This is a genomic window from Pseudarthrobacter sp. 10T415 (assembly GCF_056394175.1).
Map to the genome: position 1 here is coordinate 329,160 of NZ_JBFTHJ010000002.1, position 26,840 is coordinate 355,999.

Sequence of the window (26,840 nt, forward strand, 5' to 3'; positions counted from 1 at the left end):
CGCCGTTCTTCGCTAGATTCTTCCTATGACTACTCATGTGCCCGGCGATGCCCTCGTCTCCCTGAACGCCGTCAATAAGCATTACGGCCAGCTGCACGTTTTGAAGGACATCAACCTGCAGGTCCGCAAGGGCGAGGTTGTCGTGGTCATCGGGCCGTCTGGCTCCGGTAAGTCCACCCTCTGCCGCGCCATCAACCGCCTCGAGACCATCGAGGACGGAAGGATCAGCATTGACGGGAAGGTCCTTCCCGAAGAAGGGAAGGCCCTCGCCCAGTTGCGCGCCGACGTCGGAATGGTGTTCCAGTCCTTCAACCTCTTCGCGCACAAGACCATCCTCGAAAACGTGACGCTCGGCCCCATCAAGGTGAAAGGTGTTTCAAAGACCGAGGCCGACAAGGATGCCATGGCCCTGCTCGAGCGCGTAGGCGTTGGGCACCAGGCTCCGAAGCTTCCCGCCCAGCTCTCGGGCGGCCAGCAGCAGCGCGTGGCCATCGCCCGTGCCCTCGCCATGAAGCCGAAGGTCATGCTTTTCGACGAGCCCACCTCCGCGCTTGACCCCGAAATGATCAACGAGGTCCTGGACGTCATGGTGCAGCTGGCCAAGGAAGGCATGACCATGATCGTGGTCACCCATGAGATGGGATTCGCCCGCAAAGCCGCGGACCGGGTCGTCTTCATGGCCGATGGCCAGATCGTCGAGGACGCCACGCCTGAGGAGTTCTTCACGAACCCCAAGAGCGACCGCGCCAAGGACTTCCTCTCCAAGCTCCTCACCCACTGATTCCCCTTCGAACAAACACTCCAAGTTCGCACCCAGGCCGTGATCCGCGGCCATCAATGAAAGGAATGTCATGAAGGCATTTTTGACCCGGCGGAAATCATTTGTTGTGGCGGCCACCGCCGCCCTTGCCCTGTCCCTGAGCGCCTGCGGCGGCGGCGACGCCGGTGGCGGAAGCAACCCCGCTCCCGTGGAAAAGCCGACGTTCGCTGCCGGCACCACCATGGAAAAGATCTCTTCGGCCGGCACCATCAAGATCGGCACCAAGTTCGACCAGCCGCTCTTCGGCCAGGTGGGCCTGGACGGCAAGCCCGTCGGTTTCGACGTTGAAATCGGCAAGCTGATCGCCGCCAAGCTGGGCATCGCGGCAGACAAGATTGAATGGTCCGAGACTGTCTCCGCCAACCGCGAACCCTTCATCGAGCAGGGCAAGGTTGACCTGGTGATCGCCACGTACACCATCAACGACAAGCGCAAGCAGGTTGTCAGCTTCGCCGGACCGTACTACGAAGCCGGCCAGGCCCTGATGGTGAACAAGGACAACGACTCCATCAAGAAGCCCGAAGACGTCAAGGGCAAGAAGGTCTGCTCCGTGACCGGCTCCACCCCGGCCGCCACCATCGTGGACAAGTACGGCGCGGAACTGGTTCCCGCAGCCACCTACTCCGCCTGCCTGGAGCCGCTGCGCAACAAGCAGGTTGAAGCAATCACCACGGATAACGTGATCCTCGCAGGCTTCGTTGACAAGGAACCGGACGCCTTCAAGCTCGCCTCGGACGAAACCTTCACCAAGGAGCCCTACGGCATCGGCCTGAAGAAGGACGATACCGAGTTCCGCAACTGGATCAACGACCAGCTGGAGTCCTTCGACAAGGACGGCGACTACAAGAAGGCCTGGGAGGCCACTGCCGGTTCAGTCATCAAGACTGCTCCGAGCCTGCCCGCGATCAACCGCTACTAAGGCTCAACGGCAGTGCCGGGGCGCGCTTCGGCAGCCCCGGCACTGCACTGTTCCCCTACCCTCCGCTTCCTGAGCCGAAGGAACCCATGGACGTCATCATTGAAAACCTCCCGCTGTACTGGGAAGGTTTTCTACGCACCCTTTTCCTGTCAGTTGTTTCCGGGGTCATCGCGCTTGTACTGGGCACCCTCCTGGCAGCCGCCCGGGTCTCGCCGGTGGCAGCGCTTCGCGGTTTCAGCACTGTCTACGTTGAAATCCTCCGCAACACCCCCCTGACCATCGCCTTCTTCTTCGCAGCTATTGTGCTGCCACGCCTGGGCGTCCAGTTCGCCCAGTTCGAAGTGGCAGCCATCATCGCACTCAGCACCTACACCGCGGCGTTCATCGCTGAAGCTGTCCGCTCCGGTGTGAACAGTGTCCCCGTGGGCCAGGCCGAAGCCGCCCGCAGCATTGGCATGAACTTCGGCCAGGTCCTGAACCTCATCATCCTGCCGCAGGCCCTCCGGACGGTGATCCCGCCGTTGATCAACATCCTGATCGCCCTGGTCAAGAACTCGTCAGTGGCCGGCGCCTTCTTCGTCCTTGAATTGTTCGGTTACGGCCGCCAGCTGGCCAACGCCAACGGTGACCAGGTCATCACGGTCCTGCTGGGTACCGCGTTCTTCTATCTCCTTCTCACCGTCCCGCTGGGCATCCTCGCCAGCACGGTGGAGCGAAAGGTGGCGATTGCCCGATGAGCTCGGTACTTTACGACGTTCCCGGCCCCAAGGCCCGCCGGATTTCCCTGATCGGTTCGGTAGTGGGCGGCCTGGCTATCCTCGGCCTGCTCGCCTGGATCATCTTCACCCTGAGCCAGCAGGGGATCTTTGAAGGCCGCCGCTGGCAAATCTTCACCCGTGCGGACGTTTGGCGGCTGCTTGGCAACGGGCTGGGGGCGACACTGTCTGCCGCGGCGTTGGCCGCCGTCATCGCCTTCCCCTTGGGCCTGCTGCTGTGCCTGTTCCGGATCTCTGACGTCAAGCTCATCCGCGTCCCTACCCGCGTGGTCCTGGAGTTCCTCCGGGGCATGCCCGTAGTCCTGATGATGCTGTTTATCCTCCTCGGCTTTGGCACGTCGCAGTTTATTGCCGTCGTCGCGGGCCTTGTGGTCTACAACGCGGCAGTCTTTGCGGAAATCATCCGCGCCGGCATCCAGTCCCTCCCCAAGGGCCAACGCGAGGCAGGCCTGGCAATCGGCCTGACCAGCTTCAAGTCGCGGATGCTGATTGAACTTCCCCAGGCTGTCCGCCGGATGATGCCGTCCCTGGTGGCGCAGCTGGTGGTGCTCCTGAAGGACACTTCGCTGGGCTACATCGTCGCTTATGGAGAACTGCTGCGGGCGGTACAGCTCATGGCTGACGTCCTCGGGCCGGCGTACCTTTTCCCGGTGTTCTTCGTGGCCGCCGGAATGTATATCGCCATCAATATCTGCATCTCGCGGCTTGCCGTGTGGATCGAGCGGCGCGGTTCCAAGAAGGCGGCCGGTGGCACAGCCAAGGCCGACCCGGCTGTGGTGGAAGCCGGGGCTCCATAGTTCCGCGCGTTGCCTTTAAACAGTTATGGCCCGGATCTGATGATCCGGGCCATAACTGTTTGAGCGCCGCGCTGCGTGGGCGGCAGCGGGCGGTCAGTCCTGAAGCCAGTCCTGCAACGCCCGCAGGCACTCACGGATGGCTTCGGCATCCACGTGTTCGTTGTCCTTGTGGGCCAACAGCGGATCACCAGGGCCGAAATTCACGGCGGGAATCCCCAGCTCGCTGAACCGCGCGACGTCGGTCCAGCCGTATTTCGGCTTCGGCTCGGCACCCACGGCGGCCACGAAGGAGGCTGCAGCGGGGTGGTTCAGGCCCGGCCGGGCACCGGCGGCGGCATCGGTACGGACCACGTCGAAGCCCTCAAGAAGGTTCCGGACAACGGCCTCGGCCTCATCCGGCGATTTGTCCGGCGCAAAGCGGTAGTTGATCTCCACCACGCACCGGTCCGGAATAACGTTGCCGGCCGTTCCGCCGTTGATCTTCACCGCGTTCAGGCTCTCGCGGTAATCGAGGCCGTCAACGTTGACGGTCTGTGGTTCGTAGGCTGCCAGCCGGGCGAGGATCGGGGCCGCCGCGTGGATGGCATTGCTGCCCATCCACGCCCGGGCCGAGTGGGCAGCCTCCCCGACGGTGGTGGCCTCGAAACGGCTGGTGCCGTTGCAGCCGCCTTCCACGGTTCCGTGGGTCGGTTCCAGCAGGATGGCGAAGTCGCCGTCCAGCAGGTGGCCGTGGTTACGGACCAGGCGCCCCAGGCCGCTCTTCACCGCCTCGACTTCCTCATGGTCGTAAAAGACGAAGGTGACATCGCGTTGCGGCTGGCCGCCGTCGTCGAACATGGTGGCAGCGAGTGCCAGCTGGACAGCCACCCCGCCCTTCATGTCCGTGGCACCGCGTCCGTACAGCACACCCTCCCCCGGTACACCGGATTCCCAGGTGGACGGCACGGTTCCCTTCGACCCCTCCGTCAGCGGCAACGGAACGGTATCCAGGTGCCCGGCGAGGATGACGCGTTCGGCCTTCCCCAACTCCGTGCGGGCGATGATGGAATCGCCGTCCCGAACAATCGTCAGCTGGGGAATGTCCGCCAGTGCCGCTTCCACGGCGTCGGCGAGTTCCTTCTCGTTGCCCGAGACGCTGTTGATGTCCATCACGGCTGCGGTCAGCATCGCGACGTCCTGGCGGAGGTCCAGTGCGGGTACGGATGTGCGGGGGGCGGGTTCGGCAGTCACGAAGCCAGTCTAGTTCGAACCCTGGGGCCACCCCTCGATAGACTGGACCACATGACTGAGACCGCTTCCTCCGCCGTGCCCGAAACCCTGAACGACACCACTGACAGCCGCTCCGCCTACGGCTTTGGCGTTGCCACCATTGCTAGCGCCAGCGGCGATGGTTCGGTTGAAGCAACAGTCCTGGACGTGTGGTTCCCGGCGCCGTCGCTGGGTGTTGCCGCGGAGAACCTCCGCTCCGTGGAAAACGCCGACCCGGCGCTGACCCAGATCGCGGACAACGGAGCCGACGAGGACCGTAACACCGAACAGAAGGTGGTCTTCGTCCAGATCAACCTCGACGAAGCACCGGCAGACACGGCGGACGCCTACCTCCGCCTGCACCTGCTCTCCCACCGCCTGGTCCGGCCCAACACCATCAACCTGGACGGAATCTTCGGCAAGCTCCCCAACGTGGTGTGGACCAACTTCGGTCCCGCCGCCGTCGAAGGCTTCGAACTCACCCGTGCCCGCCTCCGCCGCCGCGGCGCCGTCACCGTTTACGGAGTCGACAAGTTCCCGCGCATGGTGGACTACGTGGTGCCCGCCGGGGTCCGGATCGCCGACGCCGACCGCGTCCGCCTCGGTGCCCACCTGGCCGCCGGGACCACCGTCATGCACGAAGGCTTCGTAAACTTCAACGCCGGAACCCTGGGAACCTCCATGGTTGAGGGCCGCATTTCCGCCGGCGTGGTCACCGGAGACGGCAGCGACGTCGGCGGCGGCGCTTCGATCATGGGCACCCTCTCGGGCGGCGGCAAGGAAAAGATCACCATCGGCGAGCGGGTCCTGCTCGGAGCCAACTCCGGCGTCGGCATCAGCATCGGCGACGACTCCGTCGTTGAAGCCGGCCTGTACGTGACGGCCGGTACCCGTGTCCGCGTCCCCGGACCCAAGGACGAGGTAGGCGAAGACACCACAAAGATCGTCAAGGCCGCCGACCTTTCCGGTGTGCCCAACCTGCTCTTCCGCCGCAATTCCACCACCGGCGCTGTGGAGGTCCTCCCCCGCCAGGGCCAGACGGTGGAACTGAACGACGCGCTCCACGCCAACTGATTCCACGGTGGCACGCAGACGCGGCCTCCGCCGACTCGCTGTCCTGTTGCTCGTCCTGGTCCTGGTAGCCGGCGGCATCTACTCTGCAGTGTTTTTCGTGCAGCGCTCCGAAACCCTCGTTTCTGAGCGCTGCACGGCTGTGGTGGGCGACAGGAAGGCCGAACTGGCTCCGGACCAGGCCGTCTACGCCTCCCTCATCACCGCCGTCGCGGTGCAGCGAGGACTGCCTCCCCGGGCCGCCAGCATCGCGCTGGCCACTGCCATGCAGGAATCGAAGCTGCGCAACATCGGCCACGGCGACCAGGCCGGGCCTGACTCGCGCGGCCTGTTCCAGCAGAGACCGTCACAGGGGTGGGGAACCGAAGCCCAGGTCATGGACCCCTACTACGCCGTCAACGCGTTCTACGACGCCCTGGTGAAGGTACCGGGCTACGAAACGCTCGAGATTACGGACGCGGCCCAGCGCGTGCAGCGCTCCGCCTTCCCCACCGCCTATGCCGAGCACGAGGACATGGGCCGCTCCTTCGCCTCCGGACTGTCCGGCCAGACCCCCGGGGCTGTGCAGTGCACGCTCCGATCCGCCGGCACCGAGGGTGACACGGGCGCAGTCCTGGCCGAACTCGGCCGTGCTTACGGAAACCTCGCGGCAACGGACGAAGGGCAGGCCCTGGTGGTGGAGGCCAGCGGCAGCGCGGCGTGGTCCGTCGCCCAATGGGCCGTAGCCAACGCCAAGGGCCTTGACGTTATCCGGGTGGACGTCGCAGGCAGGAGCTGGGACCGCGACGACCGTGCCGGCTGGCAGGAGTCGGACGCGGCCGAAGGCCAGGTGCGCATTACCGTGTCCCGGGCCTCCTCCGGCGCCTGAGCCCCGGCTGCGGATCAGACGAGGATTTCCACCACCGGCTGCACGTAACTGCGGAACAGCTCCGGCTCGCCCATCAGCTGCTGGCTCATGATGATCTTGTCCGGCTCCAGGTACCACGCCCGGTGCTCGTTGAGCGGCAACTCGATGATGGACAGCTTGAAGTCACGCGAATCGCGGCCCACCTCCATGAGCCTGTCATCCACCATGTCGGTGAGCAGGTGATCAGCGCCGTTGGCCTCCCGTTCCGCTTCCAGCTCTGCGTACTCGCTCCGCCGTTCCCTGGCCCAGGTCAGGGCGGAACCAAAGTGTGCCTGCAGGACCCGCTGGAGGGCCGGAGAGTTGCCGAACGCCTCGAAGTCAGGCGGCGAGAGGTCCGGCGAGGTGTGCGGGTAGGCCTTGAGCAGCTGTTCCCACCAGGCTTCCCACTCAGTTTTCAGGGCACCCAGCCCGCCGACATCGGCTGTGAGGTGGCTGTGGTCGGCAGGGCGGACCTTGGGCTTGGCGTGCGAGAGCGCAGGGTGTCCGGCTCCGTTCAGTCCTGCGGTATCGCGGAGAAAGAGCGCAATCATCATGGGCCCCGAGGTGTCCGTGGTGATCTGCCATCTGGAACCGCTTGCCTGCTGCATCCGAAGTCCTTCCTGGAGTACTCCCCTGCCCGGGCCGCCTGCGCCATCCGCCGGCAGCCCCGGTTCCCAGTCTATTCCCGGTTCCACCTCACGTTAATGTCCGTCAGCGCCCCAGTCCGTCAAGATGGCGTTCCAAAACGCCGGTGCACATTTCAGCGGTCATCCACGCGGGCTGAAGGAGTGCGTGCATGCCCAGGCCATCGAGGGTCGCCAGCAGCCGCTCGGCCTCGATCACCAGATTCTCCTGCGGCTCGTCTGCGGGCATCAGTCCGGCTACGATGCGGCCGGCGATGGCTGCGACCTGCCGGTGGCTGCGGTCCGCCTCGGGCGCCAGGAACGGTTTGATCCGGGCGGCATTCCTGAAGGCCATCAGGGCACAGATCTCCACGGCCCGTTCTTCGTCCAGCGGCAGCATCCCGCCCAGCAGTGTTAATACGGACTCGCGATGGGCTGCACTGCCGGGAAGTGCAGCATCCGCGGCGGGGAGCATGGCCTGGAGCCGCCCCACCACCCTGTCCACAACGCTGGCAAAGGAAAATGCGAGAAGCTCATCGCTGCCGGCGAAGTAATGGCGGACGGACCCGACGGCGAGCCCCGCCTCGTCCGCCACCTCACGCAGTGACGCCCGCTCCAGTCCGTCGACGGCAATAATGCGCAGGACGGCGTCTACTACATCCCGGCGCCGGGCATCCGGGTCAACAATTTTGGGCACCCTTATTATTTAGCACACTTGTGCCCCAAAAGCGGGACCGGCCACCCCTGCCCGGCATCCGGAACGCGGCGGCAGGTCAGGGCTGCGTTGGATAGGGTTGAGGCATGAAAATTCTGGTTACGGGGGGCACCGGCTACATCGGTTCCCACACTGTCCTTTCCCTGCAGGAAGCCGGCCACGACGTGGTCGTCATCGACAACCTGGTCAATTCCAGCGAAGAGTCCCTGCGGCGCGTTGCCGAACTCAGCGGAAAGGAAGCGGAGTTCCACAACGTTGACCTGGTGGACGAAGCCGCGGTGGAGCGGGTGTTCGCCGGCGCCGGCATCGACGCCGTCATCCACTTTGCCGGGCTGAAGGCCGTGGGTGAATCCGTCCGGGAACCGCTGAAGTACTACTACAACAACCTGGTGGGCACGCTGAACCTGATCCGCGTCATGGACCGCCATGACGTCCGGTCCTTCGTGTTCAGTTCGTCGGCCACCGTCTACGGCGAGCACAACCCCATCCCCTACGTGGAAAAGATGGAGATCGGCGCGAACAACCCCTATGGCCGCACCAAGGAACAGATCGAGGACATCCTCTCGGACCTGGGCGATGCCGACCCGCGCTGGCATATCGCACTGCTGCGCTACTTCAATCCGGTGGGCGCTCACCCGTCCGGCAGGATCGGCGAGGACCCGCAGGGCATCCCGAACAACCTCGTGCCGTTCATCGCCCAGGTGGCCGTGGGCCGCCGCGAGAAGCTGATGGTCTTCGGCGGCGACTACGACACCCCGGACGGTACGTGCCTCCGCGACTACATCCACGTGGAGGACCTTGCCGAGGGGCACGTCGCTGCACTGAACTACGTGGCCGGCCGTGCAGGCGTGTTCCGCTGGAACCTTGGCTCCGGCAGGGGCTCATCCGTCCTCGAAGTGCTCCGCTCCTTCGAAAAGGCCGTGGGCGAGCCCATCCCCTACGAAATTACGGAGCGCCGCGCAGGCGACCTCCCGGCCTTCTGGGCTGACGCCGCCTCCGCGCTGGCGGACCTGGGCTGGTCCACCACCAAGACCGTGGACCAGATGTGCGAGGACCACTGGCGCTGGCAGAAGAACAACCCGCAGGGCTACGCGTCCTAGCCTCCCCTCATCGACTGCTCAGTAACCGCCGTTTTGACCGCTCAAAAGGGCCGTGGGCCCACGCCGGCAGGGTTCCCTGGCCGAGCTTGCGAGGTTAGGGTGCCGGTGGGGAGCAATGGATGGGAATTAACGACGGCGGCCGCCCACCTTTGGAAGGTGGGCGGCCGCCGTCGTCATTAATGCTGTGCGGTGGAGATTAGCGGACCGGGTAGTCGCGTTCCGGTTCGCCGATGTACAGCTGGCGCGGGCGGCCGATCTTGGTGTTCGGGTCGCTGATCATTTCACGCCACTGGGCGATCCAGCCGGGGAGGCGGCCGATGGCGAACAGCACGGTGAACATCTTTTCGGGGAATCCCATGGCCTTGTAGATCAGGCCGGTGTAGAAGTCCACGTTCGGGTAGAGCTTGCGCTGGATGAAGTAGTCATCGTTCAGCGCCTTCTCTTCGAGGCGGAGGGCAATGTCCAGCAGTTCGTCGTTGCCGCCGAGCTTGGTGAGGATCTCGTGGGCCGTGGCCTTGACGATCTTGGCACGCGGATCGTAGTTCTTGTAGACGCGGTGTCCGAAGCCCATAAGCCGGACGCCGTCTTCCTTGTTCTTGACCTTCTCCATGTAGTCCTCGGGCTTGAGGCCCTCGGCCTGGATCTGGCGCAGCATCTTGAGCACAGCCTCATTGGCGCCGCCATGGGCCGGGCCGAACAGTGCGTTGATGCCGGCAGAGACGGACGCGAACAGGTTGGCGTTGGACGAGCCAACCAGGCGCACGGTTGACGTGGAGCAGTTCTGCTCGTGGTCCGCGTGCAGGATGAGGAGCAGGTCCAGGGCCTTGGCGACCACCGGGTCAACCTCGTACTGCTCGGCCGGAAGCCCGAAGCTCAGGCGGAGGAAGTTCTCCACCAGGTTGTGGGAGTTGTCCGGGTACAGCATGGGCTGGCCGATGGACTTCTTGTGCGCGTACGCAGCGATGACCGGCAGCTTGGCCATGAGGCGGATGGTGGAAACTTCCACCTGCTCTGCATTGAACGGGTCCAGCGAGTCCTGGTAGAACGTGGACAGTGCGGACACTGCGGACGACAGCACCGGCATGGGGTGCGCGTCGCGGGGGAACCCGCCGAAGAAGCCTTTGAGCTCCTCGTGCAGGAGGGTGTGGCGCCGGATCTTCTGGTCGAACTCGTCCAGTTCCGTGGGAGTGGGCAGGTTGCCGTAGATCAGGAGGTAGGACACCTCGAGGAAGCTGGAGTGCTGTGCCAGCTGCTCGATGGGGTACCCGCGGTAGCGCAGGATGCCCGCATCGCCATCGATGTAGGTGATCGCGGACGTGGTTGCCGCGGTGTTCATGAAGCCGGGGTCGAAGGTGACTGCGCCCGTCTGCTTCAGGAGCTTGGAAACGTCGTAGCCTTCGTTTCCTTCAATAACCTGGATGCGCGGCAGCTTGAGCTCTCCGCCTGCGTGAAGCAGGGTGGCCGCGTTGTTGGTCTCAGTCATGGAGTCCCCTTCATGAGGCTTCTCGGCCTCTGTCGAAAGCTTGATCCAACATCAGGTGAGCCGCGCACTTGAGCCTGAGAAGACAGGATCCAACACCCGGACTGCCTACTTGTAGAAAGCCACCATTGATAGTCACTTAAAAACTACCGCCAGTTGGGCACGTGTCACTAATCCGGGTCGGCGCAAATGCCCCTTAAATGCGGGCAGTGTGCTGCGAGTCACATGATTGTTACGGGATCACGCACGTGATCAGGACAACCGCTCCACAGCAGCGCCGATCCGTTCGTCGGAGCCTGTCAGGGCGACGCGGACGAACCCGTTGCCGGCTTCGCCGTAGAACACGCCGGGCCCTACCACTATGCCGCGATCGGCAAGCCGTGCAACGGTATCCCAGGTGCTCTCCCCTGCCGAGCTCCAGAGGTACAGCCCGGCGTCGGAATCCTTGATCTCCAGGCCGAACCCTCGCAGTGCGGGTACCAGCTGCTCCCGGCGCCTGCGGTAGAGGTCCTTCTGGGCCTCAACGTGGGCATCGTCGCCGAGCGCCACCCGCATGGCCTCCTGGACCGGGAACGGAACAATCATTCCGGCATGCTTGCGGCTGTTGACCAGGTTGGGCATCAGCGCCGGGTCTCCAGCAACGAACGCCGCCCTGTAGCCGGCCACGTTCGACTGTTTGCTCAGCGAGTACACCGCCAGCAGGCCTTCATGGGATCCGCCCGCCACGCGCGGATCCAGGATGCTGGGGACCGGCTGGCCGCCGCGCTGGACGTCCCAGTCCCCCCAGCCGAGTTCTGCGTAGCATTCGTCAGAGGCAACCACGGCGCCGAGCTCCCGTGCCTGGACCACCAGTGCCTTCAGCGACTCGACGTCCCGCACGCTGCCGGTGGGATTGCCCGGGGAGTTGACCCAGATGAGGCGCACACGGGCGCGGACGGCGTCGTCGAGCTCGTCCAAATTGTCCGTGGCCACGGAGGTGACGCCGGCAAACGTGGCGCCGATATCGTACGTGGGGTATGCCACCTTGGGACGTACGACGACGTCTCCCGGCTTCAGGCCCAGCAGCAGCGGGAGCCACGCAACAACTTCCTTCGAACCCACCGTGGGCATGATGTTGCGCGGGTCCAGGCCGGCCACCCCGCGGCGGCGCTCGAACCAGCCTGCAATGGCCTCGCGGAGCGCGGGGGTTCCGTGCACCGTGGGATAGCCCGGGGCGTTGGCTGCAGCCTTCAGCGCGTCCTGGATGATGGCAGGCGTGGGGTCCACCGGCGTTCCGATGGACAGGTTGACTGCCCCGCCCGGGTGTTCCGAAGCCTTCGCCAGGTACGGCGCCATGGCCTCCCACGGGTAGTCGGGCAGGTCCAGGCCGAAAGTGCGCACTGCAGCGGTCACCGTTACGTCCGTATCAGTGGTCTTGGTTCTGCGGGGGCAGCGCGGCGATCATCGGGTGGTCCTTGCCCGTGTTGCCGATCTTCGCGGCGCCGCCCGGCGAGCCGAGGTCGTCGAAGAACTCGACGTTTGCCTTGTAGTAGTCAGCCCACTCGTCCGGGGTGTCATCCTCGTAGTAAATGGCCTCCACGGGGCACACCGGCTCGCACGCGCCGCAGTCGACGCATTCGTCCGGATGGATGTACAGCGAACGCTCGCCCTCATAGATGCAGTCGACCGGGCATTCCTCGATGCATGCCTTGTCCTTGACATCTACACACGGCTGCGCGATTACGTACGTCACGTCCCTGGCCTCTCCACGTTGGTTCCGGCATCCCGCCGGCTCTTTCGCCCGGCGCGGCCGGACTATTGACATCTGAGCCTATTATCTCCCACGCCGTTCCCGCGAACCTAGCCGGGCCTCCTAGTATGAAGTGGTGACGCTGCCCACCCCCGCTCCCGCCGGTTTCCTGTCCGCTGCCGCCCCCGGAACCCGCGTCGTGGTGCGGTACCGGATCGATGGAGGCTTCACTGACGCCCTGGGCCACCTTGTCTCGTGCGACGGCGGTGCGTGCACCGTCCGGACGCGGCAGGCCGACGTCGTGATCCCCCTCGCCGCCGTGGTGGCGGCCAAAGAGGTTCCGCCGGCCCCGGAGCGCCGCCCGCGGGGCTGAGCCGCAGGCCTGCTTAAACGCGGAATGCCGCCGGCATGGGAGCCGGCGGCATTCTGTATGTTGCGGGGTGTTACGACTTGGCGCGGGCGCGGGCGGCCTTGGCGCGCTCGTTGGTGTCCAGGATGACCTTGCGGATGCGGATGGCGTCCGGGGTCACCTCAACACACTCGTCTTCGCGGGCGAATTCGAGGGACTCTTCGAGGGTCAGGTCGCGCGGCGGCGTCAGGTTCTCGAAGGTGTCGGAGGAAGCTGCACGCATGTTGGTGAGCTTCTTTTCCTTGGTGATGTTGACGTCCATGTCGTCGGCGCGGGAGTTCTCGCCGACGATCATGCCCTCGTACACCTCGGAGGTGGGCTTCACGAAGAAGGAGCCACGTTCCTGCAGGTTGATCATGGCGAACGGGGTCACAACGCCGGCGCGGTCGGCAACCATGGAACCGTTGGTGCGGTACTCGATGGGGCCGGCCCACGGCTCGTAGCCTTCGGAGATGGACGCTGCGATGCCGGCGCCACGGGTGTCCGTGAGGAACTTGGTGCGGAAACCGATCAGGCCACGGGCCGGAACGATGAATTCCATCCGGCACCAGCCGGTGCCGTGGTTGGCCATGTTGGTCATGCGGCCTTTGCGGGCGGCCATCAGCTGCGTGACGGCGCCCAGGTACTCTTCGGGGACGTCGATGGTCATGTGCTCCATCGGCTCGTGGATCTTGCCGTCGATGGTCTTGGTGACCACCTGCGGCTTGCCCACAGTCAGCTCGAAGCCTTCGCGGCGCATCTGCTCGACGAGGATGGCCAGCGCGAGCTCGCCACGGCCCTGGACTTCCCAGGCGTCGGGACGCTCGGTGGGCAGAACCTTGATGGAGACGTTACCGATCAGTTCCTTGTCCAGGCGGTCCTTCACCTGGCGTGCGGTGACCTTGGCGCCCTTGACCTTGCCGGCCAGCGGCGAGGTGTTGATACCGATGGTCATGGAGATCGCGGGATCGTCCACGGTGATCAGCGGCAGCGGCTGCGGGTTCTCGGCGTCGGTCAGGGTCTCACCGATGGTGATTTCCTCGATACCGGCGACGGCGACGATCTCGCCGGGGCCTGCGGACTCGGCCGGGACACGGTCCAGGGCCTTGGTGGCCAGCAGTTCGGTGATCTTGACGTTCTTGAGTTCACCGTTGGCGCGTGCCCAGGCCACGGTCTGGCCCTTGCGCAGGGTGCCGTTGTAGATGCGGAGCAGGGCGAGGCGGCCCAGGAACGGGGAGGCGTCAAGGTTGGTGACGTGCGCCTGGAGGACGCCCTCCGGGTTGTACGTGGGAGCGGGGATGTGCTCGATGATGGTCTTGAACAGCGGCTCAAGGTCCTCGTTGTCCGGGGCGGCGCCATCGGCGGGCTGGTCCAGGGAGGCGCGGCCAACCTTGGCGGCAGCGTAAACAACGGGAACTTCGAGGATCTTGTCCAGGTCAAGGTCCGGAACTTCGTCCGCGAGGTCAGAGGCGAGGCCCAGCAGGAGGTCCATGGACTCGTGGACGACTTCCTCGATGCGGGCGTCGGGACGGTCGGTCTTGTTGACCAGCAGGATCACCGGCAGGTGCGCGGCGAGGGCCTTGCGGAGGACGAAGCGGGTCTGCGGCAGCGGACCTTCGGACGCGTCAACGAGGAGGACGACGCCGTCGACCATGGACAGGCCGCGCTCCACCTCGCCACCGAAGTCGGCGTGGCCGGGGGTGTCGATGACGTTGATGGTGATGGTTTCACCGTTGGACGACGGTCCGTTGTAGGCCACCGTGGTGTTCTTGGCCAGGATGGTGATGCCCTTTTCGCGCTCCAGGTCACCGGAGTCCATCACGCGGTCTTCGAGGTGGTTGTGCTCGGCAAAGGAGTTGGTCTGCTTGAGCATGGCGTCAACCAGCGTGGTCTTGCCGTGGTCAACGTGGGCCACAATCGCGACGTTGCGGAGGTCACTGCGCGAGGCAGTGGCTACCGCGGTGTTGGTGGTGGTTTCAGACATGCGTAAAGACTCGATTCCGTGGTCAGCTGTAGTCATCGCGACATTTCCAACCGAAACGCACGACAGATCAGGCCCATAACACAGGGCTCCTTCAACAAGTCTAACCGCAGTGGCAAGTGATGGCCTAAAACCGGTCCGGAACCGGCAGGTATCCGGTCCTCTGCCGATCCGCCGAGGGACGGAAATTGAGAGCAGTCACACTCACTGGATAAATACGGATTTATGCCCCATTATTGCTGTTGATGAGCAGCGAATACCACGAGAAACCAGCATGCGTCCCGCATCCGCTTTAACGCGGATCGCGGTATTTGCTATTGCCGCCGGCATCGTCCTGGCGGCCCCGGGCCAACCGGCACAACTTCCGGCGTCGGATGCACCGGCAGCCTCGGCCAGCCCGGACCAGGTTCCGCCTTCCCTGCTCAGGGCCGCTGCGACGGATCCGGCGGATGCGCCCCGATACACGCCGGGCGCCGACCTGTCCGAGGTCCTCTCCCGCCCCGCCATGCGCCCAGGGGAGGTCTTCCGGAACCCGGTCTTTGGGCGGAACGAAGTAGTGGTGCCGAACGTACGGAACACCGCTGTCCTGATCGGCGACTCCCAGTCGGTTCCGGACGACAGCTGGCCCCGCCGCGCCTTGGTTTCCCTTGGCTACAACGTCCACTTTTGCGGTTATGGCGGTACGGGCTTCACGGCAGCCAACGGCAAGGTGGGCAACTACATTGACGCCCTGGAGCGGGGCGACTGGATGCTGCCGGTGGGAACTCCCGGACTGGTGGTGATTGAAGGCGGCGGCAACGATGCTGCCCGCGGCGCCTCGGATGCCCAGATCACCGCCAACGCCAACCGCCTTGTCCAGGCCATGAAAGCCCGCTACCCCACTACCAGGATGGTCATGGTGGGCACCCTCGCGAAGGGCGCCAACAACGGTGGCGGCCGCCGGAGCCAAGTGGACAACCTGCTCTCGAGCATCGCAGCCAAGCAGGGCATCACGTTTGTCAGCGCGGGAGACTGGCTGACCAAGTACAACCTGGTACAGCACCTTGCGGACCCCGTCCACATGGACAGCGAAGGCCGGAAGGCGCTGGGGACGGTGCTGGAACGCCGCCTCCGGGAACTGGGAATTCCGGACATCACCGCCACTGCCGCGGCCACCGCCCAGGCCGGAGGCGGCAGCAAGAAGGGCTGAGGCCCCGCTCCATTCGGAGCGGCGCCCCAGCCCTTCAGCTGTACGACGACGGATCGCGCTTTATGCCACTTCCGGCGGCAGCATCAGCTTCGCACCCGGGATGGCGTTCAGGAGTGCCCTGGTGTACTCCTGCTGCGGCGCTTCGAAGACTTCGTCGGTGGTTCCGGTCTCCACCAGGCGGCCCTTCTCCATGACGCAGACATGGTCGGCAATCTGCCGGACGACTGCCAGGTCGTGGGTGATGAAGAGATAGGTCAGGCCCAGGTTCGACTGCAGGTCAGCCAGCAGGTTCAGGACCTGCGCCTGGACCAGGACGTCCAGTGCGGACACGGCCTCGTCACAGATGATGACCTCGGGGTCCAGTGCGAGGGCGCGGGCAATGGCGACGCGCTGACGCTGGCCTCCGGAGAGCTCGTTCGGGTACCGCTGCATGGCGGACTGGGGCAGTGCCACCTGGTCCAGCAGTTCCCGGACCTTTTTCTCGCGGCTGGCCGCATCACCGATTTTGTGGACCCGCAACGGCTCCTCGATGGTGCGGTAGATGTTGTACATCGGGTCCAGGGATCCGTACGGGTCCTGGAAGATCGGCTGCACACGCCGGCGGAACTTGAACAGGTCCCCGGCCTTCAGCAGCGAGGTATCCACGCCGTCAAAGAGGATCTTGCCGTCGGTAGGCTTCTCAAGCTGGAGCACCATCTTGGCCACCGTGGACTTGCCCGAACCGGACTCCCCCACGATCGCCGTCGTTGTTCCGCGTTTGACGTCGAAGCTCACGCCGTCCACGGCCGCGAAATCCGTGGCCTTGCCCAGGCCCTGGCGGAGCTTGTACACCTTCCGAAGGTCCTGGATCTGCAGGACGTTGTCCGCGACGGACGTTTCCGCTGCAGGAGCCAGCATGTCCGCCGTCTCCACGCCCTGTTCCTTGGCTGCCTGGATGCGCCGGCTGGCAAGGGATGGCGCCGACTCAACCAGGCGCTTGGTGTACGGGTGCTGCGGATTACGCAGCAGTTCCAGTGACGGCCCTGCCTCCACGACGCGTCCCTGGTACATGACCACCACTTTGTTGGCACGTTCTGCTGCCAGGCCCAGGTCGTGGGTGATCAGCAGCACCGAGGTGCCAAGGTCCGTGGTCATGGTGTCCAGGTGGTCCAGGATCTGCCGCTGGACCGTCACGTCCAGCGCGGACGTGGGTTCATCGGCAATCAGCAGGCGCGGCTGGCATGAAAGGCCAATGGCGATCAGTGCACGCTGGCGCATACCGCCGGAGAACTCATGCGGATACTGGTTCGCGCGGCGTTTGGCGTCGGGCAGGCCGGCTTCGGACAGCACCTTGGCGATGTCATCCGGTCCGCTCGGACGGCCATTGGCGCGCAGGGTCTCCCGCACCTGGTACCCGATCTTCCACACCGGGTTGAGGTTGGACATCGGGTCCTGCGGAACCATGCCGATGGTGTTTCCGCGCAGCTCGATCATCCGCTGCTCACTGGCGTGGGAAATGTCCTCGCCGTCAAGCAGGATCTGGCCGCCGGAGACGCTGCCGTTATTCGGCAGGAGTCCTATGGCCGCCAGTGCCGTGGTGGACTTGCCCGAGCCGGACTCCCCCACAATGGCTACCGTCTCTCCGGGCATGATGGTCAGGTGTGCGTTGCGCACGGCCTGGACTTCGCCGCTGCCGGTCTTGAAGGTGATGGCAAGGTCGCGGATTTCCAGGAGCGGCTTGTTGCCGTTGGCGCGGGCCTCGCCGATGCTGACGTCTGGAGTTGTCATCTCTTTATCTCTCATCGCTGGCGGCTCTTCGGGTCGAGGGCGTCACGGACGGCATCGCCCAGCATGATGAAGCTCAGCACGGTGATGGACAGGGCTGCAGCGGGGAACAGCAGGATTTCGGGCCGGGTCCGGATGGAGGCCTGGGCACCTGCAATGTCATTGCCCCACGACATGATGCTCTGCGGCAGTCCAATGCCCAGGAAGGACAGCGTGGCTTCGGCCACGATGAACACGCCCAGTTCCAGGGTTGCCAGAACGATGATCGGTGCCAGGGCGTTGGGCAGGACGTGCCGGACCAGCGCCTTGAACTTCGACACGCCCAGCGCCTGGGCCGCGGTGACGAAGTCTGCGTTGCGTACTTCTATGACGGCGCCACGGGTAATGCGTGCCATCTGCGGCCAGGCCAGGAGCGATATGACGAACACTACTGTCCACACGCTCTTGTTCTCGCGGAACAGCGGCAGCTGGGTGATCACCAGGGCGCCGAGGATCAGCGGCAGCGCGAAGAAGATGTCGCCGAGGCGGGCCAGTACGGCATCGACCCAGCCGCCGTAGTAGCCAGCCAACGCGCCGAGGGTTACACCGATCACCAGTACGCAGAGCACCGAAAGGATGCCAACGGACAGTGATGCCTGTGTGCCGTGGATGACGCGCGAGTAGATGTCGCAACCCTGGAACGTAAACCCGAACGGGTGGCCGGCAGTGGGCCCGCCTTCCGAGTTCCCGAGTTCGCAGCCGTCGTTCGGCGGGGTGGACGTGAAGAGGCCGGGGAACAGCGCAATCACGATCAGGGCGAGGATCAGCAGCGACGAGATGATAAACAGCGGACGACGGCGGAGCTTGCGCCACGCGTCTGCCCACAGGCTGAGCGGGGCTTGGTCGGTCTTGACCGCGTCCGTCGCCTGCAGCGGGGTTTCATCGATGGGCGCCACGAAGTGGCTGTTGTTACTGGTCATAGCGAATCCTCGGGTCAAGCCAGGCGTACAGGAGATCAACGAGCAGGTTGGACACCACGAACACCAGCACCAGCACGCTGACGATGGACACGATGGTGGGGCCCTCAGTGCGCAGGACTGCCTGGTACAGCTTGTTGCCGACGCCCGGGACGTTGAAGATGCCTTCGGTAACGATGGCGCCGCCCATCAGGCCGCCAAGGTTGGCGCCCAGGTAGGTCACCACGGGGATCAGCGAGTTGCGCAGGATGTGTGCCAGGACCACCCGGGGCCGGGACAGGCCCTTGGCGGTGGCGGTCCGGACGTAGTCCGCGTTCATGTTCTCGCTGACCGACGCACGGGTCAGCCTGAGGACGTACGCGAAGGAGACAAGGCCCAGCACGACGGCGGGCAGCAGCAGGCTGCCCCAGTCTGCGTTGGCGCCCACGGTGGGTTTCGCCCAGCCGAGTTGTACGCCAAAGACCAGCTGGAACACGAAGCCCAGCACGAAGGTGGGAACTGCGATGACCACCAGGGAAGCCACCAGGACGGTGGAGTCAAACCAGCCGCCACGGCGGAGCCCGGCGAATACGCCGAACGCGACACCGAAGATGGCCTGGATGGCCAGCGCTTCGACGGCCAGCATCGCCGTTACCGGGAAGACTCGGGCCAGGCTTGCCGCAATGGGCTGGCCGGTGAAGTCGTTGCCAAGGTTGAACGTGAAGAGGTTCTTCAGGAACAGGCCGTACTGGACAATGAAGGGTTCATCAAGGTGGTACTGGCTGCGAAGGGTATCGATGACTGCCTGGGGTGGCTGGCGGTCGCCGAACAGTGCCGCGATGGGATCGCCGGGCAGGGCGAAGACCATGTAGTACACGAGGAGGGTGGTGCCGATGAAGACAGGGATCACCTGGAGGAGCCGGCGAAGGATAAAGCGGACCACGGTATCACCAGCCTTCCGGGGAGGAAGTGAACAGGTTCATGCATACCTTCCTGCCGTGCAAGCCAATGGGGGCCCGGCCGTAACCGGACCCCCATTAGCCTTGGCGGCAAGTTAGATCAAGGACTACTTAGCCGTGATGTTGTAGTAGAGGATGCTGCCGTTCCAGCCGGTTTCGGCCTTCACGACGTTGTTGCTCCACACGATCGGACGTGCCTGGTCCCACAGGGGCAGGCCGGGCAGATCCTCGAACAGCACTTCCTGTGCCTGGTTGAACTTGGCGTTTGCATCCTCGGTGGATGTGGCAGCCAGGCCCTCCTTGAGGAGCTTGTCGAACTCGGGGTTCGTGTACTTCTCGTAGTTGGAGGAAGCGTTGGTGCCCCAGACCGGGCCGAGGAAGTTGTACAGCGACGGGTAGTCACCCTGCCAGCCTGCACGGGTCAGGCCGGGGAGCTGCTGGGACTTGCGCAGGTTCAGGACTTCAGCGAACTTGGCGAAGGGCTGGATTTCAGCCTGGATGCCGAGGTTGTTCTTGAAGCCGTTGGCCACGGCGTCGATCCATTCCTTGTTGCCACCATCGGTGTTGGAAGCAATCTGGAGCGGCTTGGAGTCGTCGTAGGGCTGGATCTTGTTGGCCTGCTCCCAGAGGTCCTTGGCCTTGGCGGCGTCGAACTTCAGGACTTCGCTGCCCTTGAGGTCTCCCTTGAATCCGTCGATGACCGGCGGGACAAAGGCCTTGGCCGGGGTGCGGGTGCCGTTGAAGACAACCTTGGCGATTTCCTCGCGGTTGATGGCGTAGGAGAGGGCCTCGCGGCGCAGCTTGCCGGCTTCACCCTGGAAGTTCGGGTTGTACGGCGGGATGTTCAGCGTGGAGTTGGTGGCAACTGCCTTGGTGGCGTTACGGTCCTGGAAGTCTGTCTCATAGGTCTTCAGGGCGTTGGACGGCAGGACATCGGTGATGTCCAGGTTGTCCGACTGGAGATCCGTGTATGCGGGGCCCGGATCGGTGTAGAACTTGAAGGTCACGCCGCCGTTCTTGGACTCGCGCGGGCCGCTGTAGTCAGCGTTCTTGACGAGGGAAATCGACTGGTCGTGTACCCAGGCGCCTTCCTTCTCGAGCTTGTACGGGCCGTTACCCACCGGGTTCTCGCCGAAGGTCTTCGGGTCTGCCAGGGCAGCGGAAGGAAGCGGGAAGAAAGCGGAGTAGCCCAGGCGCAGCGACCAGTCTGCTTCAGGCTGGGCAAGCTTCACGGTGATCGTGGAGTCATCGGTTGCTGCCAGGCCGGACATGGTCTCGGCCGTCGGAGCAGGGGTGGTCTTGGTCTTGCCGTCGGCCGTCTTCTCGCTGTTGACCGCCGATACTTCTTCGTAGCCGGCGATGGACTCAAAGAAGAAGCCGTTGTTCTGCAGGTTCTTCGAGTTGGCTGCGAAGTTCCAGGAGTCAACGAACGTCTTGGCCGTGATGGCCTCACCGTTGGTGAACTTCTGTCCCTGCTTGACCTTGATGGTCCAGTTCTGGGCGTCGGAGGAATCAATGGATTCTGCCAACGCGTTGACCGGCTTGCCGTCGGCGTCGTAGGTCCGCAGGCCTTCGAAGAGGAGTTCGACGACACGGCCGCCGTAGACCTCGTTGGTGTTGGCCGGCAGCAGCGGGTTCTGTGGTTCGTTGCTGTAGGCCGTGATGACCTTGTTGGGATCGCCGGTGGCGTCGCTGGACCCCTCCGTGGTGCCGCCTCCAGCGCCGCACCCGGTCAGGGCAAGCGCAGCGATTGCCACGATGCCCAGTGCTTTGGAAGTGCGCGTGAAACGCATTCCGCCTCCTATGAGTTGTGGGAGATAACGAGGGGAAATCTGGTGTTTCCCCGCAGGCCGGGCACAGCTGTGAACTGTGACCTGTCCTACATGTACGAGTAGCCTAACCGCACGAAGTCCAGATACTGGTACTCCGTTGCCAAACCGTGACCGGGGCGTTCGAGACGCGTTAACCGGTTAACGGAAGTTGTGCAAGTCACATGCTACTCGGCGGTAGCGCCACTGCGAAATCGAAGCGTGGCCTGCATCACCCATTTGCCCGGCGGGGAATCAGTTCTTGGTGCCCTGCTGGGCCAGGCGCCAATCGGAGATGTTCCACCACACACCGAGGGGACCCGGGCTGGGTTTCACGCCTGCCACCCGGGCGTTGAAGGCTATGGCTCCGACCGTCTGGTACAGGGGCAGTCCGTACGCCTTCTCCCAGACGCGTTTATCGATCCCGGCCAGCAGTTCGTCCTGTTTTCCGAGGTCAGTGGTGGTGGCCAGTTGTTCCATCGCCTTGTCCGCGTCGCCGTCGGAGAATCCGTTGAAGTTGCTGCCCGCTCCTGTGCGGAAGATCTGTGGGATGCGGCCCACGCCGGCGCCCGTTCCGATCCACCCCAGCAACGCGGCGTCATAGCCTGCGCCCCCCAGCGACTTTGCCCAGTCCGCGTTTCCCTGGCCGGCATCAACCACGCGGAAACCGGCCTGCTGCGCAGAATCGCGGATCAGGGTGAACGCCTTGGCCCGGTTGGGGTTGTCGCGGTTGTACAGGATCCGGACCGTCGGTGTGGCGCCGTCGAGGAGTTCCTTGGCTGCCTTGATGTCCACCGTGGCGTAGTTGGCCGAGCCGTTGTTCTTCACCGTGTCCGCGTACTTGGGCTGCCCGGGAAGGAACACCTGCGAATCAAGCGGTCTGGCGTCCGCAATCAGGTCGCCCACCACCGCGTCCACGATGGCCTGCCGGGGCACGGCCTTCAGGAAGGCCTTGCGCACGTCTTCGTCCGCGAAGGGCCCGGAGAAGTTGAGGTCGAGGTGGTCGTATCCCGACTGGCTGTACTGCTCCACCGTGTTTCCCTGGTCCGCCAGGCCAGCGAAGAGTTTTGCGGTGTCAGCAGAAGGCTGCGGCGAGATGATGTCCGCCTGACCGCTGCGGAGCGCATCAACAGCGGTGGGAAGAGCACCGGTGAACCGCACGTTAATCTCGTCAAGCCACGGCTCGCTTCCCCAGACGTAGTCGCGGTTCCGCACGAGCTTCATGGATACTTCAGGAACGATGTCCCGCACGATGTAGGGTCCGCTGGAAAGATACAGCGCGGGGTCGTCAGGCAGGGATTTCGTATCGAATCCGTTGTTCCAGAAATCTCCCACCGTCTTCAATGCCGAATTTACTGCCGGCTTCCCGGGGTTTCCCTTGGGCGCGTCCTTGATCAGGTCGACCAGGTCCTCTTCGTCGCTCAGCCCGGCCTTGGCGGCGACTACGTGGGCCGGCAGGCCGACGTCGAACGCGGTCTGCCAGTCCGCGTACGGCGCGGCGTACTGCAGCGTGATGGACCGGCCGTCGTCGCCGAGCTCGGGGAACGCCGTGCCCGCGAGACCGCCGGCGGCTGACGCGGCCGAGAAGTACCTGGTGCCCGTCCCCGCCGCGGGATCCGCGTCGTCGAAGTAACCCGAACCCGCGGCCCAGCTCAGGAGGAGGTCGCCGGCGTCGATCGGCGCGCCGTCGGACCATTTGACGCCTTCGTTGACTGTGTACCGCACCTTGAGCGGATCATCGGAGACTTTTTCGTAGCGGCCGAACTTGTCGTTCCGGACCACCACGGATTTGTCGTCCAGGTAGTAGAAGCCGGAGTGCGTGGCTGAACCGATCTTGGAATTGATGTCCGTGTTGCCATCGGTGCTGAACGGGTTGAAGGAGGAAAAAGCGTTGACCTCAGCCACGGTGGCGCTGCCTCCGCGCTTGGCCTCGCCCACCACGACCGGCGCGCTGCCGCCGCCTGAGCAGCCTGAAAGGGCCATTGCGGCCACTGCCGCTGCGGTGATGTACTGCATCAGGCGCCTGACTGGCATGCCTCCGCCTCCTTGTGTATTCCATCCCGGGGAAGGGGGCCTGGAGTCGCCAGGAACGCGCCCTACACAGTCAGGATACTTTGGTGTCGCCGGCTGGGCGGGGAGGAGGAACCCTACGCACCCGGTTCGGGGGCGGGCCGCAGCAGCCGCGTGCCGCCGTCGTTCGGTTTAAGCAGCGCCTCCGCGCGGCGCCGGTGGCCGTTCCGGGTGTCCGGATCCATTGAGTCCAGCAGGGAGACCGCCATCCGGGACCGGGAGTTGCGCTCAATCACGGGACGGTGGTCATCGATGAAGGTCCAGTACAGGGCATCCCAGTCGGGGATCCACTCCCCCGGCGGCAGATCGGACATTTTCCGCAGGTAGTTGCTGCCGGAGATGTACGGCTTGGTGGTGATTCCGGCACCTGAGGCGAACTGGCTCATCGCGTACACGTTGGGAACCATGACCCAGTCGTAGGCGTCCACATACATGGCCATGAACCATTCATAGACGTCGTGCGGGTGGATGCGCAGGAGGGACATGGCGTTGCCCAGGATCATCAGCCGTTCAATGTGGTGGCTGTATCCGGTGGTAAGCACCCGGGAAGTCACCATATCCACAGGGGCCAGCCCGGTGGTGGCATCCCACCACCCGGCGCCCAGCTCATTGGTGTGGTTGAGCAGGTTGGCGCTGCGCATCTGCCGGCCGCGGAGACGGTAGGTGGCGCGCATGTACTCCCGCCATCCGATCAGCTGCCGCACGAAACCCTCGAGCGAAGCCAACGGCGTGTCCTGGCCTGCGCCGTCGAGAGCTGCGTCCAGGACCTCGCGGGGGTCCAGCAGCCCGATATTGAGTGCCGGGGTGAGCAGGCCGTGGTTGATGAACGGGTGCGCGGTGGAGATGGCGTCCTCGTAGGCACCAAAGCCGGCAAGCCGATCGCGGACAAATTCGTGCAGGTGCTGCCTGGCCTCCGCCGCGTCGGTGGGCCACGCAAAGGAAGCAGGGTTCCCCGGGGCGTCCGGAAACTCCTCCGCTACCCAGGCGATGGCTGCCTCGACCTCGCTTGACCCGGCGTCGGGGATGGTGTCCGGCCCGCCGTCGTCGATCAGCGCGTCAAGGTCGAACATCGCCTGCCCGGCGTCGTTTCCGCTGTTGAACCTGCCCACGGCGGCCGGAACGTACCCGCGGGGAAGCTTCTTCCTGTTCTCGGCGTCAAAGGACCATTTGCCGCCCACAGGGCCGCCGCCGTCCACCAGGACGTTGAGCCGGCGGCGTTGCCATACGTAGAAGTCGTGCATCCGGGCAGGATTGCCCGCGAACCACCCGTCGATCCGACGGCGGTCCGTGAGGAAGTTGGGAGTCTCCAGGACGTCGCCGGCCTGCATCCGGTATCCGCCGTCAGCGAGGCCGGCGAACAGGTCCTGCTCAAGCCAGTCATCCACGACGTCGAACCAGGTCACCTGCCGCGGGCGGCGGCTGCGGATGAGCTGCCCCAGTTGGCTGCGCGATGTGCGCGAGGGGTGGCTGGCCAGGACGGCTACCTCGTGGCCATGGCTGCGGAGCCGCCGGGCAAAGCGTGCCATCGACGCCCGGTGCAGGACCAGTTTGTGGGAGTGGAAGGCGTACTGCCGGAACATGAGGTCGTGCTCGATCAGCACAAACACCGTGCCGTCAGCCGGCAGTTCAAGCTGCTGTTCGAAGAGCTGATGCGGCAGGACGAGGCGCAGGTGCTGGCCGGCTTGCATGCCCCAACGATAGTTGGAATGTTCTCCGGACGTTGCCGGGCGGACAGCGGCTCCGCTGTCGCAAACGGTAACCTGCACCTGCCCTGTCCACGAACGCCGGGCCGGGCGAGCATATTCTGGGGTCAACCACCAGGCCCAAGCAAAGGAAGCCCATGCCAGATCAGAACCGTCCCCTGCGAAAGCTTGGCTTCCTCACCATCGGCCTTTTCGATCCGGCCAACCCGGCCGCAGGCCACGAATCCACTTTGCAGGTCATCGAACTGGGTGAGCGGCTCGGTTTCGACAGCGCGTGGCTGCGGCACCGCCACCTGCAGTTTGGCATTTCCTCGCCCGTGGCGGTCATGGCAGCGGCCAGCCAGCGTACGTCCCGGATCGAGCTCGGTACAGCCGTTACGCCGCTGGGCTGGGAGAATCCCCTGCGCCTGGCCGAGGACATCGCCACCACGGACCTGCTGGCGGGCGGCCGGATCAACCCCGGCCTCAGCGTGGGCGAACCGATGCACTGGGACACGGTGAAGCATGAGCTCTACCCCGATTCCGCCGAGGTGGAGGACTTCAGCTACGCCCGTGTGGAGCGGTTCGCCCGGCTGGTTGCGGGTGAACCTGTCCGCGATTTCTCCGGCAAGCAGGGTGTGGTGGAGGAGTTCTCCAACCGCGTGGAGCCGCATTCCCCGGGACTGCGCGATCGCCTCTGGTACGGCGCTGCCAGCCGGAAATCCGCGGTCTGGGCAGGGGAAAACGGCTTCAACCTGCTCTCCAGCAGCGTGATTTTCCCTGAAGCAGGCGAAGAACCCGACTTCGCCCGGATCCAGCAGTCCCAAATCCGCGCCTACCGGGACGCGGCCGCAGCGTCAGGACAGCCGCAGGAGCGGACCCGCGTATCGCAGGGGCTGGTGGTCATTCCCACCGATTCGGCCTCAGCGGCACAGAGGGAGAAGTACCAGCAGTACGTCGACGAACGCACGCCCCGCACGGCCGCCCCGCAGGGGCCGAAAAGAATGCTGTTCGCCCGGGACCTCATCGGCACGAGCGAGCACATCGCGGAGGAACTGTACGCGCACGCAGGTTTCCAGGAAGTTGACGAAGTAGCCTTCGCCCTGCCCTTCAGCTTTGAGCACGAGGACTACGTCCAGATCCTCACCGACATCGCCACCCGGCTGGGTCCGGCACTTGGCTGGTCTCCGGCCGGAGCTGAACGAGCTTAGAAGGCGGTGCTGGGCAGGTCCTTCTCGCCATCGGCGATCGCAGTGACAATCCGCGCTGCAACCAGGTCGGGATCCAGCGCCGCGCCGAATCGCGGCGCTGTCCCGGCGATCGGATGCTCAGACAGGGCGGTGCCGGTGTGGCCTGGACGTGCGTCCACGATTCTGATGCCCGCCCGGCGATACTCGCGGGCCGCTGCAACAACGAAGGCCGCGAGTCCAGCCTTCGACGCCGAATATGCCGCCAGGCCAGCGACAGGCGCCTCGGCCACAACGCCACTCAATGTGACAATGAAGGGCTCCCGGCCCTCGCGTGCGGACACCGCGAGGTAGGGCTGGCTCTTGGTGATGAGGCGGATCGGACCGGTCGTGTTCACAGCGAAAAGTTCGTCCACCGTGGCGGGTTCAAGGTCTGACGCGGCGCCGAAGGCAACGACCCCTGACGCAACCACTAACCCGTCGAGGCGGCCGTACTGCGCATTCGTCTCATCCAGCATCGCTTGGATCACGGAAGGTACGCGCAGATCGTGCCCAGCTGACTTTGAGGACCTAACGACGATGGCGCCGTTGCTCTCCAGCAGGGCGGCGACGCGCGAACCGAGTCCGCCGCTGGCGCCGACTACCAGGACAACCGCTCCCTCAAGAGTCGTCATGGATAGATCCTAGGCCACGTGCTGCAGGTAGCAGTCCGC

Annotated in this window: 24 protein-coding genes; 10 read left to right on the forward strand and 14 right to left on the reverse strand. The window is 64.7% G+C overall.

What is annotated here, in order from left to right; all coding sequences use genetic code 11:
* Positions 1-25: 25 nt before the first annotated feature.
* The 4 genes from AC1DBN_RS04315 to AC1DBN_RS04330 all read left to right on the forward strand — a co-directional run bounded on the left by AC1DBN_RS04315 (position 26) and on the right by AC1DBN_RS04330 (position 3,312).
* A complete protein-coding gene (locus AC1DBN_RS04315) occupies positions 26-781 on the forward strand; it encodes an amino acid ABC transporter ATP-binding protein (protein ID WP_477722623.1) in 756 nt (251 codons plus the stop codon).
* Positions 782-851: 70 nt separating this feature from the next.
* Positions 852-1,739, forward strand: a complete 888-nt coding sequence (locus AC1DBN_RS04320; RefSeq protein WP_091721671.1) for a glutamate ABC transporter substrate-binding protein — start codon at positions 852-854, stop codon at positions 1,737-1,739.
* Positions 1,740-1,825: 86 nt separating this feature from the next.
* The gene (locus AC1DBN_RS04325; RefSeq protein WP_091721673.1) at positions 1,826-2,476 is read left to right on the forward strand and encodes an amino acid ABC transporter permease; all 651 of its coding nucleotides are present in this window, start codon (positions 1,826-1,828) and stop codon (positions 2,474-2,476) included.
* Positions 2,473-3,312: an amino acid ABC transporter permease gene (locus AC1DBN_RS04330; protein WP_091721676.1), complete on the forward strand. Its 840-nt coding sequence runs from the start codon at positions 2,473-2,475 to the stop codon at positions 3,310-3,312. Before AC1DBN_RS04325 ends, AC1DBN_RS04330 begins: the two co-directional genes overlap by 4 nt.
* A 93-nt stretch (positions 3,313-3,405) precedes the next feature.
* Here the strand turns inward: AC1DBN_RS04330 and dapE are convergent, their stop codons facing one another.
* Complete coding sequence (gene dapE / locus AC1DBN_RS04335; protein ID WP_091721679.1) at positions 3,406-4,542, reverse strand: succinyl-diaminopimelate desuccinylase; 1,137 nt, start codon at positions 4,540-4,542, stop codon at positions 3,406-3,408.
* A gap of 51 nt (positions 4,543-4,593) precedes the next feature.
* On the opposite strand from dapE, the gene dapD reads away from it, so the two are divergent.
* Positions 4,594-5,634 (forward strand): 2,3,4,5-tetrahydropyridine-2,6-dicarboxylate N-succinyltransferase, encoded by a 1,041-nt coding sequence (gene dapD, locus AC1DBN_RS04340; protein WP_091721682.1) that lies wholly within the window; start codon positions 4,594-4,596, stop codon positions 5,632-5,634.
* A 7-nt stretch (positions 5,635-5,641) separates the two neighbouring features.
* Positions 5,642-6,499, forward strand: coding sequence for a transglycosylase SLT domain-containing protein (locus AC1DBN_RS04345; RefSeq protein WP_314216771.1), 858 nt, complete (start codon positions 5,642-5,644; stop codon positions 6,497-6,499).
* A gap of 14 nt (positions 6,500-6,513) precedes the next feature.
* Here AC1DBN_RS04345 and AC1DBN_RS04350 read toward each other — a convergent pair whose 3' ends face one another.
* Positions 6,514-7,125, reverse strand: coding sequence for a hypothetical protein (locus tag AC1DBN_RS04350; RefSeq protein WP_056075023.1), 612 nt, complete (start codon positions 7,123-7,125; stop codon positions 6,514-6,516).
* A gap of 103 nt (positions 7,126-7,228) precedes the next feature.
* Positions 7,229-7,837, reverse strand: coding sequence for a TetR/AcrR family transcriptional regulator (locus AC1DBN_RS04355; protein WP_314216772.1), 609 nt, complete (start codon positions 7,835-7,837; stop codon positions 7,229-7,231).
* Positions 7,838-7,941: 104 nt separating this feature from the next.
* On the opposite strand from AC1DBN_RS04355, the gene galE reads away from it, so the two are divergent.
* A complete protein-coding gene (gene galE / locus AC1DBN_RS04360) occupies positions 7,942-8,955 on the forward strand; it encodes a UDP-glucose 4-epimerase GalE (RefSeq protein ID WP_091721688.1) in 1,014 nt (337 codons plus the stop codon).
* Between the two features lie 196 nt (positions 8,956-9,151).
* Here galE and AC1DBN_RS04365 read toward each other — a convergent pair whose 3' ends face one another.
* The 3 genes from AC1DBN_RS04365 to fdxA form a co-directional block, all read right to left on the reverse strand.
* Positions 9,152-10,438, reverse strand: a complete 1,287-nt coding sequence (locus tag AC1DBN_RS04365) for a citrate synthase (protein ID WP_091721691.1) — start codon at positions 10,436-10,438, stop codon at positions 9,152-9,154.
* A 249-nt stretch (positions 10,439-10,687) separates the two neighbouring features.
* On the reverse strand, positions 10,688-11,827 hold the full coding sequence (gene dapC / locus AC1DBN_RS04370; RefSeq protein ID WP_477722624.1) for a succinyldiaminopimelate transaminase: 1,140 nt from the start codon (positions 11,825-11,827) through the stop codon (positions 10,688-10,690).
* Between the two features lie 13 nt (positions 11,828-11,840).
* Complete coding sequence (gene fdxA / locus AC1DBN_RS04375) at positions 11,841-12,167, reverse strand: ferredoxin (RefSeq protein ID WP_009356972.1); 327 nt, start codon at positions 12,165-12,167, stop codon at positions 11,841-11,843.
* A gap of 133 nt (positions 12,168-12,300) precedes the next feature.
* Here fdxA and AC1DBN_RS04380 point away from each other — a divergent pair, with 133 nt between their 5' ends.
* Positions 12,301-12,537 carry a putative acetyltransferase gene (locus tag AC1DBN_RS04380; RefSeq protein WP_091721694.1) on the forward strand — a complete coding sequence of 79 codons (237 nt, stop codon included), beginning with the start codon at positions 12,301-12,303 and terminating at the stop codon, positions 12,535-12,537.
* Positions 12,538-12,607: 70 nt separating this feature from the next.
* On the opposite strand, the gene typA is transcribed toward AC1DBN_RS04380, so the two are convergent.
* Positions 12,608-14,536, reverse strand: a complete 1,929-nt coding sequence (gene typA, locus AC1DBN_RS04385) for a translational GTPase TypA (RefSeq protein WP_056075034.1) — start codon at positions 14,534-14,536, stop codon at positions 12,608-12,610.
* Positions 14,537-14,807: 271 nt separating this feature from the next.
* Between typA and AC1DBN_RS04390 the strand changes: the two genes are divergently transcribed.
* Complete coding sequence (locus AC1DBN_RS04390; RefSeq protein ID WP_477722625.1) at positions 14,808-15,722, forward strand: SGNH/GDSL hydrolase family protein; 915 nt, start codon at positions 14,808-14,810, stop codon at positions 15,720-15,722.
* Between the two features lie 60 nt (positions 15,723-15,782).
* Here the strand turns inward: AC1DBN_RS04390 and AC1DBN_RS04395 are convergent, their stop codons facing one another.
* From AC1DBN_RS04395 to AC1DBN_RS04420, 6 genes are all read right to left on the reverse strand, one after another.
* Positions 15,783-17,489, reverse strand: coding sequence for a dipeptide ABC transporter ATP-binding protein (locus AC1DBN_RS04395; RefSeq protein ID WP_477722626.1), 1,707 nt, complete (start codon positions 17,487-17,489; stop codon positions 15,783-15,785).
* 11 nt (positions 17,490-17,500) lie between these two features.
* Positions 17,501-18,445 (reverse strand): ABC transporter permease, encoded by a 945-nt coding sequence (locus AC1DBN_RS04400; protein WP_056075044.1) that lies wholly within the window; start codon positions 18,443-18,445, stop codon positions 17,501-17,503.
* On the reverse strand, positions 18,435-19,364 hold the full coding sequence (locus AC1DBN_RS04405; RefSeq protein ID WP_056075047.1) for an ABC transporter permease: 930 nt from the start codon (positions 19,362-19,364) through the stop codon (positions 18,435-18,437). Before AC1DBN_RS04405 ends, AC1DBN_RS04400 begins: the two co-directional genes overlap by 11 nt.
* Positions 19,365-19,487: 123 nt before the next feature.
* On the reverse strand, positions 19,488-21,173 hold the full coding sequence (locus AC1DBN_RS04410; protein ID WP_091721703.1) for a peptide ABC transporter substrate-binding protein: 1,686 nt from the start codon (positions 21,171-21,173) through the stop codon (positions 19,488-19,490).
* Positions 21,174-21,443: 270 nt separating this feature from the next.
* The gene (locus tag AC1DBN_RS04415) at positions 21,444-23,222 is read right to left on the reverse strand and encodes an ABC transporter family substrate-binding protein (RefSeq protein ID WP_314216740.1); all 1,779 of its coding nucleotides are present in this window, start codon (positions 23,220-23,222) and stop codon (positions 21,444-21,446) included.
* A 113-nt stretch (positions 23,223-23,335) separates the two neighbouring features.
* Positions 23,336-24,946, reverse strand: coding sequence for a cryptochrome/photolyase family protein (locus AC1DBN_RS04420; protein WP_477722627.1), 1,611 nt, complete (start codon positions 24,944-24,946; stop codon positions 23,336-23,338).
* 152 nt (positions 24,947-25,098) lie between these two features.
* Between AC1DBN_RS04420 and AC1DBN_RS04425 the strand changes: the two genes are divergently transcribed.
* Entirely contained in the window at positions 25,099-26,151 is a 1,053-nt protein-coding gene (locus AC1DBN_RS04425) for an LLM class flavin-dependent oxidoreductase (RefSeq protein ID WP_477722628.1), read from the forward strand.
* Here the strand turns inward: AC1DBN_RS04425 and AC1DBN_RS04430 are convergent.
* Positions 26,148-26,801, reverse strand: coding sequence for an SDR family NAD(P)-dependent oxidoreductase (locus AC1DBN_RS04430; protein ID WP_477722629.1), 654 nt, complete (start codon positions 26,799-26,801; stop codon positions 26,148-26,150). The genes AC1DBN_RS04425 and AC1DBN_RS04430 overlap by 4 nt on opposite strands.
* Between the last annotated feature and the right edge of the window lie 39 nt (positions 26,802-26,840).

What these genes read in the sequence shown, in the direction of transcription:
- AC1DBN_RS04315 (WP_477722623.1), top strand. Translation starts at nt 26, where the DNA reads ATGACTACTCATGTGCCCGGCGATGCCCTCGTCTCCCTGAACGCCGTC.
- AC1DBN_RS04320 (WP_091721671.1), top strand. Translation starts at nt 852, where the DNA reads ATGAAGGCATTTTTGACCCGGCGGAAATCATTTGTTGTGGCGGCCACC.
- AC1DBN_RS04325 (WP_091721673.1), top strand. Translation starts at nt 1,826, where the DNA reads ATGGACGTCATCATTGAAAACCTCCCGCTGTACTGGGAAGGTTTTCTA.
- AC1DBN_RS04330 (WP_091721676.1), top strand. Translation starts at nt 2,473, where the DNA reads ATGAGCTCGGTACTTTACGACGTTCCCGGCCCCAAGGCCCGCCGGATT.
- dapD (WP_091721682.1), top strand. Translation starts at nt 4,594, where the DNA reads ATGACTGAGACCGCTTCCTCCGCCGTGCCCGAAACCCTGAACGACACC.
- AC1DBN_RS04350 (WP_056075023.1), bottom strand. Translation starts at nt 7,125, where the DNA reads ATGCAGCAGGCAAGCGGTTCCAGATGGCAGATCACCACGGACACCTCG.
- galE (WP_091721688.1), top strand. Translation starts at nt 7,942, where the DNA reads ATGAAAATTCTGGTTACGGGGGGCACCGGCTACATCGGTTCCCACACT.
- AC1DBN_RS04365 (WP_091721691.1), bottom strand. Translation starts at nt 10,438, where the DNA reads ATGACTGAGACCAACAACGCGGCCACCCTGCTTCACGCAGGCGGAGAG.
- typA (WP_056075034.1), bottom strand. Translation starts at nt 14,536, where the DNA reads ATGTCTGAAACCACCACCAACACCGCGGTAGCCACTGCCTCGCGCAGT.
- AC1DBN_RS04390 (WP_477722625.1), top strand. Translation starts at nt 14,808, where the DNA reads ATGCGTCCCGCATCCGCTTTAACGCGGATCGCGGTATTTGCTATTGCC.
- AC1DBN_RS04395 (WP_477722626.1), bottom strand. Translation starts at nt 17,489, where the DNA reads ATGACAACTCCAGACGTCAGCATCGGCGAGGCCCGCGCCAACGGCAAC.
- AC1DBN_RS04400 (WP_056075044.1), bottom strand. Translation starts at nt 18,445, where the DNA reads ATGACCAGTAACAACAGCCACTTCGTGGCGCCCATCGATGAAACCCCG.
- AC1DBN_RS04410 (WP_091721703.1), bottom strand. Translation starts at nt 21,173, where the DNA reads ATGCGTTTCACGCGCACTTCCAAAGCACTGGGCATCGTGGCAATCGCT.
- AC1DBN_RS04415 (WP_314216740.1), bottom strand. Translation starts at nt 23,222, where the DNA reads ATGCCAGTCAGGCGCCTGATGCAGTACATCACCGCAGCGGCAGTGGCC.
- AC1DBN_RS04420 (WP_477722627.1), bottom strand. Translation starts at nt 24,946, where the DNA reads ATGCAAGCCGGCCAGCACCTGCGCCTCGTCCTGCCGCATCAGCTCTTC.
- AC1DBN_RS04425 (WP_477722628.1), top strand. Translation starts at nt 25,099, where the DNA reads ATGCCAGATCAGAACCGTCCCCTGCGAAAGCTTGGCTTCCTCACCATC.
- AC1DBN_RS04430 (WP_477722629.1), bottom strand. Translation starts at nt 26,801, where the DNA reads ATGACGACTCTTGAGGGAGCGGTTGTCCTGGTAGTCGGCGCCAGCGGC.